The organism is Actinomycetospora sp. CA-084318 (assembly GCF_050955885.1).
Taxonomy (GTDB): domain Bacteria; phylum Actinomycetota; class Actinomycetes; order Mycobacteriales; family Pseudonocardiaceae; genus Actinomycetospora.
In genome coordinates, this window is record NZ_CP192098.1 from 5,620,429 (window position 1) to 5,635,634 (window position 15,206).

Below are 15,206 nucleotides of genomic sequence, written 5' to 3' on the forward strand. Positions count from 1 at the left end.
GGGATCAGGACTCGGCGGCGGTGGCGTCGGCCGACTCGACCGCCGCGACGGCCTCCTCGGTGCTCCCGCTGCCCTCGGCGGCCCGCTTGTCCTGCAGGGCCTGGGCCAGGCGCGCGATCTGCGAGGCCGGGGCGTTGAACAGGCCGGCGGCCTTCGCAAGGTTGCCCTTCATCGCGCCGGCGAGCTTCGCCAGCAGGACCTCGCGGGACTCCAGGTCGGCCAGCTTCGTGATCTCGGCGGCGGAGAGGGGACGCCCCTCCATGTAGCCGCCCTTGACCACGAGGGCCTTGTTGTCCTTCTGGAACTCGCGCAGCGCCTTGGCGGCGTCGACGGGCTCCCCGGACACGAAGGCGATCGCCGTCGGACCGACCAGGAGCTCGTCGAGTCCCTCGACCCCCGCGTCGGCGGCGGCGAGCTTGACCAGCGTGTTCTTGGCGACGGTGTAGTTCACGTCGGCGCCCAGCGACCGTCGCAGCTGCGTGATCTGCTTCGTCGTCAGGCCCCGGTACTCGGTGACGACCATGGCCGAGGCGTCGCGGAACTCCGCGGCGATCTCGGCGACGGCGGCCACCTTGTCGGCGGCCGGTGCACGTTCAGCCATCCGCGCCTCCTCTCCTCACTCGGGCGTACGGACGGTGCTCCCCCGGAGACGACGGGCCCGGAAACGAAGGAAGCCCCGTGCGCAGGCGCACGGGGCTCGATGGAGGAGGCGGGCAGGAACCCGCTGCTCATCGCTGCCTCGTCCTCCTGCGCAGGCCGTCCGCCGGAGCGGACCTTCGTCCCCCACGGCCGGAGCCGGGGAGGAGACCGACGGTCTCGGGTGGAACTCGGTGACGATGCCGACGGGCGGACCCGTCGGGGTGTCCGGTCCAGGATACGCGACGGCCCGGGACACCCCGTCGAGCGGGGTGTCCCGGGCCGGGACCGCGAGAACTCAGGCCTCGGGCGAGGTGAGGTTCCGGGTGCGGTTCGGGTCGACCGGGATGCCCGGGCCCATCGTCGTCGTGACGGTGATCTTCTTGACGTAGCGGCCCTTCGCGGCGGACGGCTTCGCGCGCAGGATCTCGTCGAGGGCTGCCCCGTAGTTCTCGACGAGCTTCTCGGCGTCGAAGCTGGCCTTCCCGATGACCAGGTGCAGGTTGGCCTGCTTGTCCACCCGGAAGTTGACCTTGCCGCCCTTGATGTCGGAGACGGCACGGGTCACGTCCGGGGTGACCGTGCCGGTCTTCGGGTTCGGCATCAGACCGCGCGGGCCGAGGATGCGGGCCACGCGCCCGACCTTGGCCATCTGGTCCGGCGCGGCGACGGCGGCGTCGAACTCGAGCCACCCGCCCTGGATGCGCTCGATGAGGTCGTCGGAGCCGACCACGTCGGCGCCGGCCGCCTCGGCCTCGGTGGCCTTGTCCCCGGTGGCGAAGACGATGACGCGGGCCGTCTTGCCCGTGCCGTGCGGGAGGTTGATCGTGCCGCGGACCATCTGGTCGGCCTTGCGGGGGTCGACCCCGAGACGCATCGCGACCTCGACGGTCGCGTCCATCTTCGTGGTCGAGGTCTTCTTCGCGAGCTCGACCGCCTCGAGGGGCGCGTAGAGGTGCTCCTCGTCGATCAGCTCGGCGGCCTGGCGATAGGCCTTGCTGCGCTTCATGCTCTGTCCTTCGTACGGATGCGGATCAGGTGTGGTGACGGGCGGCGCACGCCCTCCCACGGGAACTCCGGCGGGAGTGGGTCAGCCGGAGACGGTCAGGCCCATCGACCGGGCGGTCCCGGCGATGATCTTGGCGGCCTGGTCGATGTCGTTCGCGTTGAGGTCGGCCATCTTGGTCTGCGCGATCTCACGGACCTGCGCGTCGGTGACCGTGCCGACCTTCTTCGAGTGCGGCGTCGGGCTGCCGGACTGGATCCCCGCCGCGGCGAGGAGCAGCTTGGCGGCCGGCGGCGTCTTCAGCGCGAAGGTGAAGGAGCGGTCCTCGTAGATCGAGATCTCGACCGGCACGACCTGCCCACGCTGCGCCTCGGTGGCCGCGTTGTAGGCCTTGCAGAACTCCATGATGTTGACGCCGTGCTGACCCAGCGCGGGGCCGACCGGCGGGGCCGGCGTGGCCGCACCCGCCTTGATCTGCAGCTTGACGACCGCGGAGAGTCGCCTCTTCTTCGGGGGCATTCCTCGGACTTCCTCACGTTCTTCTCGGGGCTCGCCCCGCCGCCCGGACCGGCGCGGGGACGACTAAATCTTCGAGACCTGGTTGAAGCCGAGCTCCACCGGGGTCTCGCGGCCGAAGATCGACACCAGGACCTTGACCTTCTGGGCGTCGACGTTGACCTCGGAGATGCTCGCCGGGAGTGTGGCGAACGGGCCGTCCATGACGGTGACCGACTCGCCCACCTCGAAGTCCACCTCGACCGGCGCGGGCCCGCGGGTGTCGGCGGCCGCGGCGGCCGTGTCGCCGCCCTTGGCCTTCTTCGCCGGCGCCTCCTGGCGCGGCAGCAGGAACTTCACGACCTCGTCGAGGGTCAGCGGCGAGGGCCGCGACGTCGCCCCGACGAAGCCCGTGACGCCCGGCGTGTTGCGGACGGCGCTCCACGAGGCGTCGTTGAGCTCCATCCGCACCAGGATGTAGCCGGGCAGCACCTTGCGCTGGACCTGCTTGCGCTGCCCGTTCTTGATCTCGGTGACCTCCTCGGTGGGCACCTCGACCTGGAAGATGAAGTCCTCGACGTCGAGCGTCTGCACGCGCGTCTCGAGGTTCGTCTTCACCTTGTTCTCGTAGCCGGCGTAGGAGTGCACGACGTACCAGTCACCGGGGGCGAGCCGCAGCGAGTCCTTGAGCGCCTGGACCGGGTCCTCGGGCTCCTCCGGCTCGGCGGGCTCGGTCGGCACCACGGCCGGGGCGCCCTCGGCCTCGACGACGGCGGCGTCGCCCGTCCCGGCCGCCTGGCTCGGCAGGTCCTCGGGCTCCTCCTCGGGGGTCCCCCCGAGCGCCTCCCGCGCCGCGGCCAGGTCGGCCTCCGGGTCGACCTCCTCGTCGCCCTCGGGGACGTCGCCCTCCTCACGGGCCCGCGCGGCGGCCCGGGCGACCTCGGCGTCGTCGAGGGTGGCCGGGGCCTCCTCGGTGCTGAGGTCGGAGCCCTCGCGCACGATCACGCCGCGCGTGCGGGCCTCGCCCACGAGCTCGGGCTCGCCGCCCTCGGGCCCGGTGGCGGGAACATCTGCGGAGGTCACTTCGCTTCTCACTTCCTTCGGGTGCGCGGCCTGGCGTCCGCACTCGGGTACCGGCCCGGGGCCGGTGGTCGGGCGGTCAGCCGAACAGCGTGAAGGTCAGCTTCTGGAACCCGACGTCCAGCAGCCCGACCAGGGTGACCATGAACGCCACGAAGACCAGGACCACCGCGGTGTAGACCACGATCTGCCGCCGGGTCGGCCAGTGCACCTTGCGCAGCTCGGCGACGACCTCCCGCAGGAAGCGGCGCAGCCGGGCGAACACCGACCCCTCGGACGCCGTCGGGCGGCCGTCGCGGGACGGGGTGGCGGTGCCCTTGGTGGCGACCGATCCCGACGCGGTGTCGGCGTCGGGAGCACCGCGTCGGCGCCGGCCCGCGGCCGTGGTGGGACGGGCGTCGGCACGCGCGTCGTCGCCGTCGGGCCGGTTGGCCCCGCGGCCGCTGCGCTCCTCGCTCACTGTTCCGTCCTCACCCGGCCCGTCCGCCGGACGCCCGGCGGGCCGGCAGCCGGGCGCCGTCTCTCGATTCCTGCACGTCGCAGTGCAGGGGCGACAGGACTTGAACCTGCAACCTGCGGTTTTGGAGACCGCTGCTCTGCCAGTTGAGCTACGCCCCTGTGGCGGCTCGTCGGGAGCCGCCGGGCGGGGGGCCACGGACCCGGGCGCGCACGCGCCGAATCGAGGACTCCCCGTCCTTCACCGACCATGCTACGGCACCCCGTCACCGGCGTTCCCGACGACCCCGGGGCGCCCCGGGACGGGCCGCGACCTCCCCCCGGAACCGGGGTGCGCGCACGTGGGAGAATCCCACGACATGACCGCAGTCACGCCCTCGTCGGGCTCGACGTCCCCGGGGGGCCACGCCCCCGCCGCCACCGACCGGCGCATCTCCGAGCGCATCGGCGGGATCGCGGAGTCGGCGACGCTCGCCGTGGACGCCAAGGCGAAGGCCCTCAAGGCGGCCGGCCGGCCGGTCATCGGGTTCGGCGCGGGCGAGCCGGACTTCCCGACCCCGCAGCCGGTCGTGGACGCCGCCGTGGCCGCGTGCAGCGACCCGAAGAACCACCGCTACTCCCCCGCCGGCGGGCTGCCCGAGCTCCGCGAGGCCGTCGCCGCGAAGACGCTGCGCGACTCCGGCTGGGAGATCAGCGCCTCGCAGGTGCTCATCACCAACGGCGGCAAGCAGGCCGTGTTCGAGGCCTTCGCGACGATCGTCGACCCGGGCGACGAGGTCCTGCTCCCGGCGCCGTTCTGGACCACCTACCCCGAGGCCGCGCGCATGGCCGGCGGCGAGCCGGTCCAGGTCGACACCGACGCCTCGACGGGCTTCCTGCCCACCGTCGAGGCCCTGGAGGCCGCGCGGACCCCGCGCACCAAGGTGCTGCTGTGGTGCTCCCCGTCCAACCCCACCGGCGCCGTCGCGCCGCGCGAGCTCGTCGAGGCCGTCGGCCGGTGGGCCGCCGAGCACGGCATCTGGGTGATCGCCGACGAGATCTACGAGCACCTCGTCTACGACGGTGCCGAGCACGTGTCCATGCCGGTGGCGGTCCCGGAGATCGCCGACCGCTGCATCGTCGTGAACGGCGTGGCCAAGACCTACGCCATGACCGGGTGGCGGGTGGGCTGGCTGATCGGCCCGACCGACGTGATCAAGGCGGCCGCGAACATGCAGTCGCACGTCACCTCGAACGTCTGCAACGTGGCGCAGCGCGCCGCGCTCGCCGCCGTGTCCGGCCCGCTCGACGCGGTCGACGAGATGCGCGCGGCCTTCGACCGTCGCCGGCGGACCATCGTCGAGCTGCTCTCCGCGATCGACGGGGTCGAGTGCCCGACTCCGAAGGGCGCCTTCTACGCGTACGCCGACGTCCAGGGCCTGCTCGGCCGGGAGCTCCGCGGCGAGCGCCCGAAGACGTCGGTCGACCTCGCCGCGGCCATCCTCGAGCACGCCGAGGTCGCGGTGGTGCCGGGTGAGGCGTTCGGGACGCCGGGCTACTTCCGCCTGTCCTACGCGCTCGGCGACGACGACCTGCGCGCCGGGGTGACCCGGATGGCGGAGCTCCTCGCCGAGATGCGCTGACCGGTCGGGGCGTCCGGTACCCGGGGGACCCCCGGGCCGGACGTCCCGCAGGCCGTGGCCCTATCGGCGCGAGCGGACGACCGCGACGGCCTTGCCCAGGACGGCCTTGCCGTCCGGGCCGACGGCGGTCACGCCGAGGGTGACCGACCCGTCGTCGTCGACCGCCTTCACCGTGGCGCCGATCGTCACCGTGGCGCCCTCGTCGTCGTCCGGGACGACGACGGGCCGGGTGAAGCGGGTGGAGAACGACCGCACGGCGGCGGGGTCGCCGGCCCAGTCCGCGACGAACTGGGCGGCGAGGGCCATCGTCAGCATCCCGTGCGCGATGACCCCGGGGAGCCCGACCGCCGTGGCGGTGCGCTCGCTCCAGTGGATGGGGTTGAGGTCGCCCGACGCGCCGGCGTAGCGGACGAGGTCGGCGCGGGTGAGCGTGACCTCGCGGCCGGCGATCTCGTCACCGGTGGTCACCGCGGGGAGCATCATGCGTCCTCCCCGGCCCGCCCGACGAGGGTGGCGGTGCTGACCAGCACCGACGCACCGTCGGGGTCGGTGACGTCGCAGCGGAAGGTCACGACGTCGTTGCCCGCGAGTTCCTTGATCTCGGCGACGCTGACGACGGTGGTCAGCACGTCGCCCGCGACGACCGGCCGGTGCAGCTCGAAGGCCTGATCGCGGTGCACGACGCGGGTGAAGTCCAGGCCGAGGGCGGGGTCGTCCACGACCTCGCGCGTGGCCTCCCAGGTGAAGACCACCGGGAAGGTCGGCGGGGCCACGACGTCGGCGTGCCCCGCCGCCCGCGCCGCCTCGACGTCGGTGTGGACCGGGTCGGTCGCCCCGACGGCCCGGGCGAACTCACGGACCTTCTCCGCCCCCACGCGGTAGGTGCGGGGCGGCCAGGAGCGACCGACGAACGACGCGTCGAGAGCCACGGCGCGGGACCCGCTCCTAGCGGGTCTCGCGGTGCCCGCGGTGGGTGCCGCAGTTCGGGCAGAACTTCTTCAGCGTGAGCCGGTCGGGGTCGTTGCGCCGGTTCTTGCGCGTGATGTAGTTGCGGTTCTTGCACTCCTCGCACGCGAGCGTGATCTTCGGGCGCACGTCGGTTGCGGCCATGGGAGTGTCCTTTCGAGAACTACGACTGCGTCTGTCCTGGTAGCGGTGGCCGGACTTGAACCGGCGACACAGCGATTATGAGCCGCTTGCTCTGCCACCTGAGCTACACCGCCACGGCATGACGAAACCGGCGGGAATCCCCCGCCGGTCTCCTCTCGCCGAGCCCCTTTACGGAATCGAACCGTAGACCTTCTCCTTACCATGGAGACGCTCTGCCGACTGAGCTAAAGGGGCCAGTCATCCCGCCGGTTCAGGCCGCCCCGGGGGTTCCGGGCGCCGTCTCTGCGGGCGGTGACCAGCGTACAGGGCCTCCCTCCGCACCCTGCGCGGCACCCCCTGCCTCGGCCAGCGCGTCCAGCCACCGCTCCAGGCTCCCGACCGGCAGCGGCTTGGAGACCAGGTAGCCCTGCGCCACGTCGCAGCCCATCTCGGCCAGCGCGGTGCGCACGGCGGCACTCTCGACGCCCTCCGCGACCACCGTCAGCCCGAGGGTGTGCCCCATCTCGACGATGGCCCGGACCACCGCGACGTCACCGGACTCGGTGCCCATCCCGAGCACGAAGCTCTTGTCGATCTTCACGGTGTCCACCGGCAACCGCCGCAGGTGCGCGAGCGAGGACTGCCCGGTGCCGAAGTCGTCCACGGCGAGCCGGCAGCCCAGCGCGTGCAGCCGGCGCAGCGCCGGCAGGGCGTGGTCGCGCTCGACCGACACCCCGCTCTCGGTGACCTCGAGGGTCAGCAGCTCGGCCGGGACGCCGTGCCGGGCGAGCGCGGCCGCGACCAGCTCCGGGAAGTCGTCGTCCAGGGAGCCGACCGAGAGGTTGACCGCCACCGAGAGCCGGCGGCCCCGGTCGAGCCAGCGGCGGGCGGCCGCGAGGGACTCGTCGAGCACGAACTCGGTGAGCCCGCCGATCTGGCCGGTGGCCTCGAGGACGGGCACGAACTCGTCGGGCAGCAGCGCGCCGAGTTCCGGGTGCTCCCAGCGCGCGAGGGCCTCCACCCCCAGCACCGTCCGGCCCTCCAGCGAGACCGTGGGCTGGTAGTGCACCCGCAGGTGCCCGCCCTCCACGGCCCGCCCGAAGCCGCGGATCACGGCGAGCCTGCGGTCCGCCCGCTCCCCCATGCTCGGGTCGTAGCAGCGGACGGGCCCGCCGTCGCGGGCCGCGGTCAGCGCGACGTCGGCGCGGGCGAGCAGGCGGGACGCGAGCACGTGCGGGTCGTGCTCCCCGGCGAGCCCGGGGACACCGGCCGCGGCGACCCCGACCAGGACGGGCGCCTCGAACGGGATGCCCTCGAGCACCAGCGGGCGGGCGAGGGCCTCGCGCATCTCCTCGGCGCTCGCCTTCGCGGTGGGCGGGTCGACCCCCGCGACGAGGACGGCGAAGGTGTCGCCCTCCAACCGGGCCGCGAGCCGGGCGCCCGGGGCCACGCTCGCGGCGCGCTCGCTGCCGCACACGGCGTCCAGGCGCCGGGCCGCGAGGGCCACGAAGTGCTCCCCACCGGCGTGTCCGAGGGTGTCGTTGACCTGGTCGAGCAGGCCGAACGAGATGACCGCGACCGCGCCGGCACCGGCGTGGACCTCGCGCGCGCACGCCTGCAGGAAGCCGGACCGGTTGAGCAGGCGGGTCTGCGGGTCGCGGTGGGCGTCGCGGCGCAGGCGGGCCTCGAGCCGCGTGTTCTCCACCTCGGCGCCCACCTGCCGCGCGATGGTGGCGAGCAGGGCGAGCTCGCCGCGGACCACGGCGCGACCGGGCCGGCGACGGGCGCCGGACCGGCGTGCCCGGCCCCGTCCCGGGTCGTGGATCTCGACGACGCCGCGCCGCGCGCGCACCACCTGCGAGGAGAGCGGCTCGCCCGCCGCGTCGTGGATCTCGGGGGCCGCGACCGGCGCGACGAGCACCTCGGTCGCGCGGCGCGCGGTCATCCACCCGCGGACCTCGTCCGGGGCCGTGCGCCGGTGCCACCGGGACGCCCCGCGCGCCGTGAACGCCTCGTCCGGGGCCACCAGGTCGACGGCGCGCAGGTCCTCGGGCAGGGGGGCACCCGCGTGCTCCACGACCGAGGCGACCGCGAGCACCACCCGCCGCGCGTCGTAGCGCGCCCGCAACGCCTCGGCGACCGCCCGGGCGGCGACACGACCGTCGTCGGTGCCGCGGCGGCCGGCGTGGGCGGCGAGCGCCCGCCCGACCGCCCCGAGGGTCCGCAGGTCGGACGAGCGGCGGCGGCGGGCGCCGCGCAGCAGCAGGGCGACGACGACGAGCAGCCCGACCACGGCGACCGCGACGGCGACCGCGACGAGACCCGCGCTCACCGCCGGGCCCGTCCGGTGGGTCGGGTGCGGGGCCGCCGCGTCGTCGCCGTCATGGCCCTCACCTCCGCCCGCGCTCGGGACGTCATGCAGTCACCCCATCAGGTACCCGCTCACTCTACGCAAGAATCCTGATGGATCTGGGGCGCCGTATATCACCCGTCCGTAGCAATCGTGCGCGATCTCCGGGGGAACCATCGGATTCAGTCACCGTCCGGGACAGGATCGACACGACCCGGCACCGGGCTCACGCCGACCGGCGGACCGCGCCCGGTCCTGGTGGGATGGACCGGACGCACCGTCGTGGACGAGGAGGAGCGGATGGCCGCGGGAGCACGGGTCACGGCGGGCATCGTCGCCACCGGCAGCGAGTTGCTCGCGGGCCGCGTACGGGACGCGAACGGGCCCTGGATCGCCGAGCGCCTCGGTCGGCTCGGGATCGACGTCACCGAGATCGTCCTGGTCGGCGACCGGCCGGAGGAGATGGAGGCGGCGCTGCGCTCCCTCGCCGGGCTCGACCTGGTGGTCACCAGCGGCGGCCTCGGCCCGACCGCCGACGATCTCACCGCGGCCGTGGTCGCGGACCTCACCGGCCGACCGCTCGAGCTCGACGAGCACATGGAGAAGGTGGTCGGCGACATCATCGCCCGCTTCGCCGACCGTCTGCGCTGGGACGCCGACGCGCTCGCGGAGGCCAACCGCAAGCAGGCGATGGTGCCGCGCGGGGCCTCCGCCATCCCGCCGGTCGGCACCGCCCCCGGCCTCGCGGTCCCGCCCGGCGACGGCTTCCGGCCCACGGTGCTGGTGCTGCCGGGACCTCCGCGCGAGGTCCAGGGCATGTGGGACGACGCGGTCGCCTCCGCGCCGATGCAGGCGCTGCTGGCGCGCACCGAGCCGTTCGCGGAGACCCACCTGCGGCTGTTCGGTGTCCCGGAGTCGGAGATCGCGGCCACCCTGCGCGCGGTCGGCGGCCGCATCGACCTCACCCCGCTCGAGATCGTCACCTGCCTGCGCGACTTCACCCTCGAGGTCGACCTGCGCCGCGCTCCCGGCGACGAGGCCGCGGCGGCCGCGCACGACGCGGTCGTCGCGGAGATCGACGCCCGCCACGGGTCCGCGGTGTTCTCCCGGACCGGCGAGACGATCGACGAGATCCTGTTCGACCTGCTCTCCGGACACACCATCGCGACCGCCGAGTCCTGCACCGGTGGCCTGCTCGCCGGGCGGCTCACCGCACCGGCCGGCGCCTCCGCCCACGTGCAGGGCGGCATCGTGTCCTACTCGAACGAGGCGAAGGCGCACCTGCTCGGCGTGCCACAGGAGGTCCTCGACACCGACGGCGCCGTGTCCCCCCGCGCCGTGCAGGCGATGGCGCGGGGGGCGATCGAGGCCTTCGGCGTGGACGTCGCGGTGGCGATCAGCGGGATCGCGGGCCCCGGCGGTGGCACCGAGGCGAAGCCGGTGGGCTACGTCTGCTTCTGCGTGCGCACCGCCGACGGCGCCGAGATCGTCCGCGACCCGGTGCTGCCGGGCGAGCGCGGCGACGTGCGCGAGCGCTCCGTCGTGCTCGCGATGCACCTGGTGCGGCGGATCCTCACGCCGCGCGATCAGGCGGTGAGCTGACGGAAGAAGCGGATGATCTGCTCGACGGCGTCGCCGATCGCGGCGAGCACGGTGCGCACGAGGGCGGCCGCGTTGTCGGGCTGGGCGATGACGAAGTAGAGCACGATCGCGACGACGACCAGGATGATCAGGAGTCGCACACGCGGGTTCATCGCGTCCTTCCGCCGGTCGGTGCACCACCCGGATCGGGCGCGGGCCGACCGTAACGTGAGCACCCCCGCACACGGTGCGTTCGCCGCACGTGTCGCGTGCGTCCTGCGGCACGATGTGGACCATGACCCGGCTGACCGCGTTCACCCACGGCTCCCTGCGCTTCGACGTCGTCGACGCGGGGCCACGGGACGCGGACGAGACGGTGCTGCTCCTGCACGGGTTCCCGCAGACGTCGGCCTCGTGGGGTCCGGTCGCCGCGCGGCTGCACGACGCCGGCCTGCGCACGCTCGCGCCGGACCAGCGGGGCTACTCCCCCGGCGCGCGGCCCTCGGGTCGGCGCGCCTACCGGGTGGAGCACCTCGTCGAGGACGCCGCCGCGCTCGTGGAGTCCTCCGGGGCCGGCTCGGTGCACGTCGTCGGGCACGACTGGGGCGCCGTGGTGGCCTGGGCGCTCGCGGCGCACCGCCCGGAACTGGTCCGCACCGTGACCGGTGTGTCCGTGCCGCACCCCGCCGCGTTCCTCCGCGCGATGTACGCGGGCCCGCAGCTGCCGCACTCCTGGTACATGGGCGCCTTCCAGCTGCCGTGGCTGCCGGAGCGTCTGCTCGGCGACGAGGCCCGCTTCGCCGCGATCCTGCGCCGGACGGGCGCGTCCCGTGACCAGGCCGCCCGGGACGCGGCCGCCGTCTCCCGGTTCCCGACCGGCCCGCTGAACTGGTACCGGGCACTGCCGTTCGCGGCGCCGGGCTACACCCACCGGCCGGTGCAGCGGCCGGCCCTGCAGGTGTGGAGCGACGGCGACGGCTTCATCACCCGCGCCGCCGTGGAGCACAACGACCGGTTCGTGCTCGCCCCGCACCGGCTCGTCGTGCTCTCCGGGGTCTCGCACTGGATTCCGGACGAGGCCCCGGACGACCTCGCGGACCTCGTCGTGGAGCACGTCGGCGAGCACGTCTAGGGCTGGATCGACTCCAGCTCGACCAGCGCGGTGTCGAGGTGGCCGAGCAGGCGCTGCAGGTGCGGTACCGCCCGCGGGCAGCCGGTGAGCCCGAAGGCCATCTCGTCGGCGTAGCGCACGAGCGTGATGTTGAGGGCCTGCCCGTCGGCCACCATGGACACCGGGTAGTTGTCGGTCACCTCGGCACCGTCGAAGTACTGCCGCTCCTCGGTGGAGGGCACGTTCGAGATGATCAGGTTGACCACCGGCCGCGGCGGCATCGGCAGCATCCGCAGGGTCGGCAGGGCCGCGAGACCCATGGTCGCGACGTTCAGCGCCACCGACGTGACCGGGTCGAGCGAGCGCAGCGCCGCCTTGCCCTGCGTCATCGAGGCGTGCACCTTGGCGAGCCGGTCGGCGGGGTCGGCGAGATCGGTGCCGAGCACGCAGAAGACCGAGCCCCAGGCGTTGCCCTGGGTGGCCTCGCCCCGGGTGTCCGTCCCGCGCAGCGACACCGGCACCATCGCCACCAGCGAGCTCGGGGGCAGTTCCCCGAGGTCGTCGAGATAGGCCCGCAGCGCGCCCGAGGACATGGCGAGCCCGACGTCGTTGACGGTCACCTCGTGGCGCTTCGCCACGTCGGCGAGCCGGGCGTACGGCCAGCTCTCGCCCGCGAAGCGGCGCTGCCCGGAGAGCCGCTCGTTCAGGCGGGTGTGCGGGGCCTGGAAGGCGACCCCGACGTCGCCCGTGGCGACCTGCGCGAGCGCCCTCGCCAGGGCCGGGAGACCACCGACGACCCCGCCGGCCATGCCGGCGGCGCTGCGGATCAGGTCGCCGACGGTGCCGCCGTCCTCCTCGCCCGACGACCGCCGGGGTCGGGTGGTGCTGCGACGCCAGGGCGGTCGGCACCCGCGGGTCTCCGGGTCGAACGCCAGCCCGGAGACGATGTGCCGGCTCAGCGTGATGCCGTCGAACAGCGAGTGGTGCAGCTTCGTGACCAGTGCGAAGCGACCGTCCGCGAGCCCGGTGACGAGCTCGGCCTCCCACAGCGGGCGGCTGCGGTCGAGCAGCCGGGCGTGCAGCGCGGACACGTGCTCGAGCAGTTCGCGCACCCGGCCGGGGGCCGGGAGTGCCGTCCGGCGCACGTGACTCGCGAGGTCGAGGTCCTCGTCGGGCTCCCAGGCCCAGGCCCCCGCGGTCGTGAGCGACCGGACCGGCCTGCGCGCGAAGGCGCTCTTCAGGTCGGTGGGGTCGACGAGGGTCGCGTACAGCTCGTCGAGCCAGTCCTCGCCGGCGTCCGCGGGCGGCCGGAGGATCTGCAGGGCGGTGACGTGGGTCGGGTTCTCGCGGGACTCGCCGAGGAGGAACAGCGCGTCCTGCGGTGGGACGAGGGTCGTCATGCGTGCGGGGCGAGCGGAGCGACGGGGATCATGCGAGGGCTCTCCGGGAGGCGTCGACGGTGCGGGTGACGCCGAGGACCGCGTCGACGACGAGGGCGGGGTCGTCCCACATCGGCACGTGGCCGACGCGGGGCAGGCGGACGAACTCGGCGTCGGGGACGACGCGGCGCATCGGGGCGCCGTAGGACCGCCAGGGGATCATCCGGTCGTGCTCGGCCCAGGCGATCCGGACCGGGCAGGACAGGTCCCGGAGCACGCGGGTCGCCCCGTGCGCGACGGCGGCGTCGAGCAACGGCAGCAGCACGTCGCACTGCCGGACGTCGGCGATCATGTCCGGTACCAGCTCCGGGCCGACCCGGTCGCCGTGCTCCATGGTCTTGCGCAGCAGCGCCCGACGCAGGCGCGGGTTCCCGGCGAGCACCGGGGCGAACGACGGTCGCGCCACGGCCCGCAGCACGCGGAAGGTCCACAGCAGCCGCCGCAGGTCCCAGCCCGACCGCCACGCCCCGGCGGGCGACAGCGCCACCGCCGACCGCGCCCGGCCCCGCCGGACGAGCTCGAGGGCCACCCACCCGCCGAGGGAGTTCCCGACGACGTGGGCGGTGTCGATCCCCTCCGCGTCCAGCTGGGCGCAGACGCCGTCGACGAGGCGGTCGATCGTGAACGGGCCGAGGGCGGTGTCCCACACCGGTCCGCCGCGGTGACCGGGCATCGTCGGGGCGAACACGCGGTGCTCCCGCGCGAGCGGGGCGAGCACCGGCTGCCACGAGCGCCAGGACACCGAGGCGCCGTGCAGCAGCACCAGGGGCGACCCGGTGCCGCCGCGGTGCGCGTCGGTGCTCACGCGGCGTACCGCTCGCGCAGCTGCCCCTTGACCAGCTTGCCGGTGGGGGTGCGCGGCAGGTCGTCGTCGAACACCAGCCGCTTCGGCACCTTGTAGCCCGCGATACGGCCCCGCAGGTGCGCGAGGAGTTCCTCGGCCAGGTCGTCGGACGGCTCGCCCGCGGGGCTGACCACCGCGAGGACCGACTCGCCCATGTCCTCGTCGGGGACCCCGACGACGGCGACGTCGAGCACCTTCGGGTGCAGGGCGAGGGCGTCCTCGATCTCCTGCGGGTAGATGTTCACGCCACCCGAGATGATCATGAAGCTCTTGCGGTCGGTGAGGTAGAGGAAGCCCTCCTCGTCGACCCGGCCGAGGTCGCCGGTCGTCGTCCAGGTGGGGTGCTCGGGATGCTGCGCGGCGCGGGTCTTCTCGTCGTCGTTGTGGTAGGCGAACGGGAGCTCGTCGCGCTCGAAGTAGACCGTGCCCACGTCCCCCGTCGGGACCTCGCGCCCGTCGTCGTCGCAGATGTGCAGGACGCCGAGCGCCGCGCGGCCGACCGAGCCGGGGTGCTCCAGCCAGGTCGCCGAGTCGATGAGCGTGACGCCGTTGGCCTCGGTGGAGGCGTAGTACTCCTGCAGCACCGGGCCCCACCAGTCGATCATGGCGCGCTTGACGTCGACCGGGCACGGCGCCGCGGCGTGGACCACGACGCGCAGGCTCGACACGTCGTAGGCGTCCTTCGTCTCCTGCGGCAGCTTGAGCAGGCGCACGAACATCGTGGGCACGAACTGGCCGTGGGTGACGCGGTGCTCCGCGATCGCCGCGAGGGCGCCCTCGGGGTCGAAGCGCTGCATCAGCACCACGGTGCCGCCGGTCGACTGGATCATCCCGCAGTAGCGCAGCGGCGCGGCGTGGTAGACCGGCGCCGGCGACAGGTAGACCGTGTCCTCGTCGAACCCGTAGAGCTTGCCGAACACGGCGAGCAGGAGGTCACCGGGCTCGTCGACCTGGCGGTCGGGCAGCGGCGGCTTGATCCCCTTGGGGCGGCCGGTGGTGCCCGAGGAGTAGAGCATGTCGGAGCCGCGGGGCTGGTCGGCCAACGGCTCGGCGGACGTCCCGGCCAGCAGCGCCGCACCGTCGGCGTACCCGTCGAGGTCCCCGTCGAGGGAGATCCGGTGTGCGACCCCCGGGGTGCGGTCGACCAGCGCGACGGCGAGCTCGCGCAGCGCCGGCCGCCGACCGGCGACCACGAGCACGCGCGCGCCGCAGTCGTCGACGATGTAGGCGGCCTCGTCCGGCGAGAGGTGGTGGTTGATCGCCGTGATGTAGAGGCCCGAGCGCTGCGCGGCCCAGTACACGACGAACGCCCACGGGGTGTTGTCGGCGAGCATGGCGACGACGTCACCGCGGCGCAGGCCCTGCTCGTGCAGGGCGCGGGCCAACCGGGTCGACTCGCGGTCGAGCTCGGCGTAGGTGAGCGTCTGGCCGGTCTCGGCGACGACGACGGCGGGCCGCTCCGGGGCGGAGGCGGCAAAGGTCCCGGGGTACACGGCA

At 74.0% G+C, this 15,206-nt stretch carries 16 protein-coding genes and 3 tRNA genes; 3 read left to right on the forward strand and 16 right to left on the reverse strand.

Annotated elements, in window-relative coordinates; translation table 11 throughout:
• Nucleotides 1-4: 4 nt before the first annotated feature.
• The 6 genes from rplJ to ACQPYX_RS27400 all read right to left on the reverse strand — a co-directional run bounded on the left by rplJ (nt 5) and on the right by ACQPYX_RS27400 (nt 3,835).
• Complete coding sequence (gene rplJ / locus ACQPYX_RS27375; protein WP_433800439.1) at nt 5-601, reverse strand: 50S ribosomal protein L10; 597 nt, start codon at nt 599-601, stop codon at nt 5-7.
• Nucleotides 602-934: 333 nt separating this feature from the next.
• Nucleotides 935-1,645 carry a 50S ribosomal protein L1 gene (rplA, locus tag ACQPYX_RS27380; RefSeq protein WP_433800440.1) on the reverse strand — a complete coding sequence of 237 codons (711 nt, stop codon included), beginning with the start codon at nt 1,643-1,645 and terminating at the stop codon, nt 935-937.
• Nucleotides 1,646-1,726: 81 nt separating this feature from the next.
• Entirely contained in the window at nt 1,727-2,161 is a 435-nt protein-coding gene (gene rplK, locus ACQPYX_RS27385) for a 50S ribosomal protein L11 (protein ID WP_433800441.1), read from the reverse strand.
• Between the two features lie 63 nt (nt 2,162-2,224).
• Nucleotides 2,225-3,166 carry a transcription termination/antitermination protein NusG gene (gene nusG, locus ACQPYX_RS27390; protein WP_433803814.1) on the reverse strand — a complete coding sequence of 314 codons (942 nt, stop codon included), beginning with the start codon at nt 3,164-3,166 and terminating at the stop codon, nt 2,225-2,227.
• Between the two features lie 130 nt (nt 3,167-3,296).
• The gene (gene secE, locus ACQPYX_RS27395; RefSeq protein ID WP_433800442.1) at nt 3,297-3,677 is read right to left on the reverse strand and encodes a preprotein translocase subunit SecE; all 381 of its coding nucleotides are present in this window, start codon (nt 3,675-3,677) and stop codon (nt 3,297-3,299) included.
• An 85-nt stretch (nt 3,678-3,762) separates the two neighbouring features.
• A tRNA-Trp gene (locus ACQPYX_RS27400) sits at nt 3,763-3,835 on the reverse strand.
• A 197-nt stretch (nt 3,836-4,032) separates the two neighbouring features.
• Between ACQPYX_RS27400 and ACQPYX_RS27405 the strand changes: the two genes are divergently transcribed.
• Entirely contained in the window at nt 4,033-5,295 is a 1,263-nt protein-coding gene (locus ACQPYX_RS27405; RefSeq protein ID WP_433800443.1) for a pyridoxal phosphate-dependent aminotransferase, read from the forward strand.
• Nucleotides 5,296-5,355: 60 nt separating this feature from the next.
• Here ACQPYX_RS27405 and ACQPYX_RS27410 read toward each other — a convergent pair whose 3' ends face one another.
• From ACQPYX_RS27410 to ACQPYX_RS27435, 6 genes are all read right to left on the reverse strand, one after another.
• Nucleotides 5,356-5,778, reverse strand: coding sequence for a MaoC/PaaZ C-terminal domain-containing protein (locus ACQPYX_RS27410; RefSeq protein ID WP_433800444.1), 423 nt, complete (start codon nt 5,776-5,778; stop codon nt 5,356-5,358).
• Nucleotides 5,775-6,224 (reverse strand): FAS1-like dehydratase domain-containing protein, encoded by a 450-nt coding sequence (locus tag ACQPYX_RS27415; protein WP_433800445.1) that lies wholly within the window; start codon nt 6,222-6,224, stop codon nt 5,775-5,777. Before ACQPYX_RS27415 ends, ACQPYX_RS27410 begins: the two co-directional genes overlap by 4 nt.
• A gap of 16 nt (nt 6,225-6,240) precedes the next feature.
• The gene (gene rpmG, locus ACQPYX_RS27420) at nt 6,241-6,405 is read right to left on the reverse strand and encodes a 50S ribosomal protein L33 (protein WP_230756020.1); all 165 of its coding nucleotides are present in this window, start codon (nt 6,403-6,405) and stop codon (nt 6,241-6,243) included.
• A 37-nt stretch (nt 6,406-6,442) separates the two neighbouring features.
• Nucleotides 6,443-6,518: transfer RNA gene (locus tag ACQPYX_RS27425), tRNA-Met, on the reverse strand.
• Between the two features lie 48 nt (nt 6,519-6,566).
• A tRNA-Thr gene (locus ACQPYX_RS27430) sits at nt 6,567-6,639 on the reverse strand.
• Nucleotides 6,640-6,655: 16 nt separating this feature from the next.
• Nucleotides 6,656-8,716: a putative bifunctional diguanylate cyclase/phosphodiesterase gene (locus tag ACQPYX_RS27435; RefSeq protein ID WP_230756022.1), complete on the reverse strand. Its 2,061-nt coding sequence runs from the start codon at nt 8,714-8,716 to the stop codon at nt 6,656-6,658.
• Nucleotides 8,717-9,034: 318 nt separating this feature from the next.
• On the opposite strand from ACQPYX_RS27435, the gene ACQPYX_RS27440 reads away from it, so the two are divergent.
• Complete coding sequence (locus ACQPYX_RS27440; protein WP_433800446.1) at nt 9,035-10,336, forward strand: competence/damage-inducible protein A; 1,302 nt, start codon at nt 9,035-9,037, stop codon at nt 10,334-10,336.
• On the opposite strand, the gene ACQPYX_RS27445 is transcribed toward ACQPYX_RS27440, so the two are convergent.
• On the reverse strand, nt 10,321-10,476 hold the full coding sequence (locus ACQPYX_RS27445) for a hypothetical protein (RefSeq protein WP_433800447.1): 156 nt from the start codon (nt 10,474-10,476) through the stop codon (nt 10,321-10,323). The two genes, ACQPYX_RS27440 and ACQPYX_RS27445, sit on opposite strands and share 16 nt — an antisense overlap.
• 134 nt (nt 10,477-10,610) lie before the next feature.
• On the opposite strand from ACQPYX_RS27445, the gene ACQPYX_RS27450 reads away from it, so the two are divergent.
• The gene (locus ACQPYX_RS27450; protein ID WP_433800448.1) at nt 10,611-11,447 is read left to right on the forward strand and encodes an alpha/beta fold hydrolase; all 837 of its coding nucleotides are present in this window, start codon (nt 10,611-10,613) and stop codon (nt 11,445-11,447) included.
• Here ACQPYX_RS27450 and ACQPYX_RS27455 read toward each other — a convergent pair.
• The 3 genes from ACQPYX_RS27455 to ACQPYX_RS27465 are packed head-to-tail and all read right to left on the reverse strand — an operon-like array spanning nt 11,444 to nt 15,202.
• On the reverse strand, nt 11,444-12,826 hold the full coding sequence (locus tag ACQPYX_RS27455) for a WS/DGAT/MGAT family O-acyltransferase (protein WP_230756031.1): 1,383 nt from the start codon (nt 12,824-12,826) through the stop codon (nt 11,444-11,446). The genes ACQPYX_RS27450 and ACQPYX_RS27455 overlap by 4 nt on opposite strands.
• A gap of 28 nt (nt 12,827-12,854) precedes the next feature.
• Entirely contained in the window at nt 12,855-13,670 is an 816-nt protein-coding gene (locus ACQPYX_RS27460; RefSeq protein ID WP_433800449.1) for an alpha/beta fold hydrolase, read from the reverse strand.
• A complete protein-coding gene (locus ACQPYX_RS27465) occupies nt 13,667-15,202 on the reverse strand; it encodes an acyl-CoA synthetase (RefSeq protein WP_433800450.1) in 1,536 nt (511 codons plus the stop codon). The genes ACQPYX_RS27460 and ACQPYX_RS27465 overlap by 4 nt, the downstream gene beginning before the upstream one ends.
• Between the last annotated feature and the right edge of the window lie 4 nt (nt 15,203-15,206).

Bases quoted from the DNA above. Each gene is read 5' to 3' on its own strand.
- rplJ (WP_433800439.1), bottom strand. From the start codon at position 601: ATGGCTGAACGTGCACCGGCCGCCGACAAGGTGGCCGCCGTCGCCGAG.
- rplA (WP_433800440.1), bottom strand. From the start codon at position 1,645: ATGAAGCGCAGCAAGGCCTATCGCCAGGCCGCCGAGCTGATCGACGAG.
- rplK (WP_433800441.1), bottom strand. From the start codon at position 2,161: ATGCCCCCGAAGAAGAGGCGACTCTCCGCGGTCGTCAAGCTGCAGATC.
- ACQPYX_RS27405 (WP_433800443.1), top strand. From the start codon at position 4,033: ATGACCGCAGTCACGCCCTCGTCGGGCTCGACGTCCCCGGGGGGCCAC.
- ACQPYX_RS27410 (WP_433800444.1), bottom strand. From the start codon at position 5,778: ATGATGCTCCCCGCGGTGACCACCGGTGACGAGATCGCCGGCCGCGAG.
- rpmG (WP_230756020.1), bottom strand. From the start codon at position 6,405: ATGGCCGCAACCGACGTGCGCCCGAAGATCACGCTCGCGTGCGAGGAG.
- ACQPYX_RS27440 (WP_433800446.1), top strand. From the start codon at position 9,035: ATGGCCGCGGGAGCACGGGTCACGGCGGGCATCGTCGCCACCGGCAGC.
- ACQPYX_RS27450 (WP_433800448.1), top strand. From the start codon at position 10,611: ATGACCCGGCTGACCGCGTTCACCCACGGCTCCCTGCGCTTCGACGTC.
- ACQPYX_RS27455 (WP_230756031.1), bottom strand. From the start codon at position 12,826: ATGACGACCCTCGTCCCACCGCAGGACGCGCTGTTCCTCCTCGGCGAG.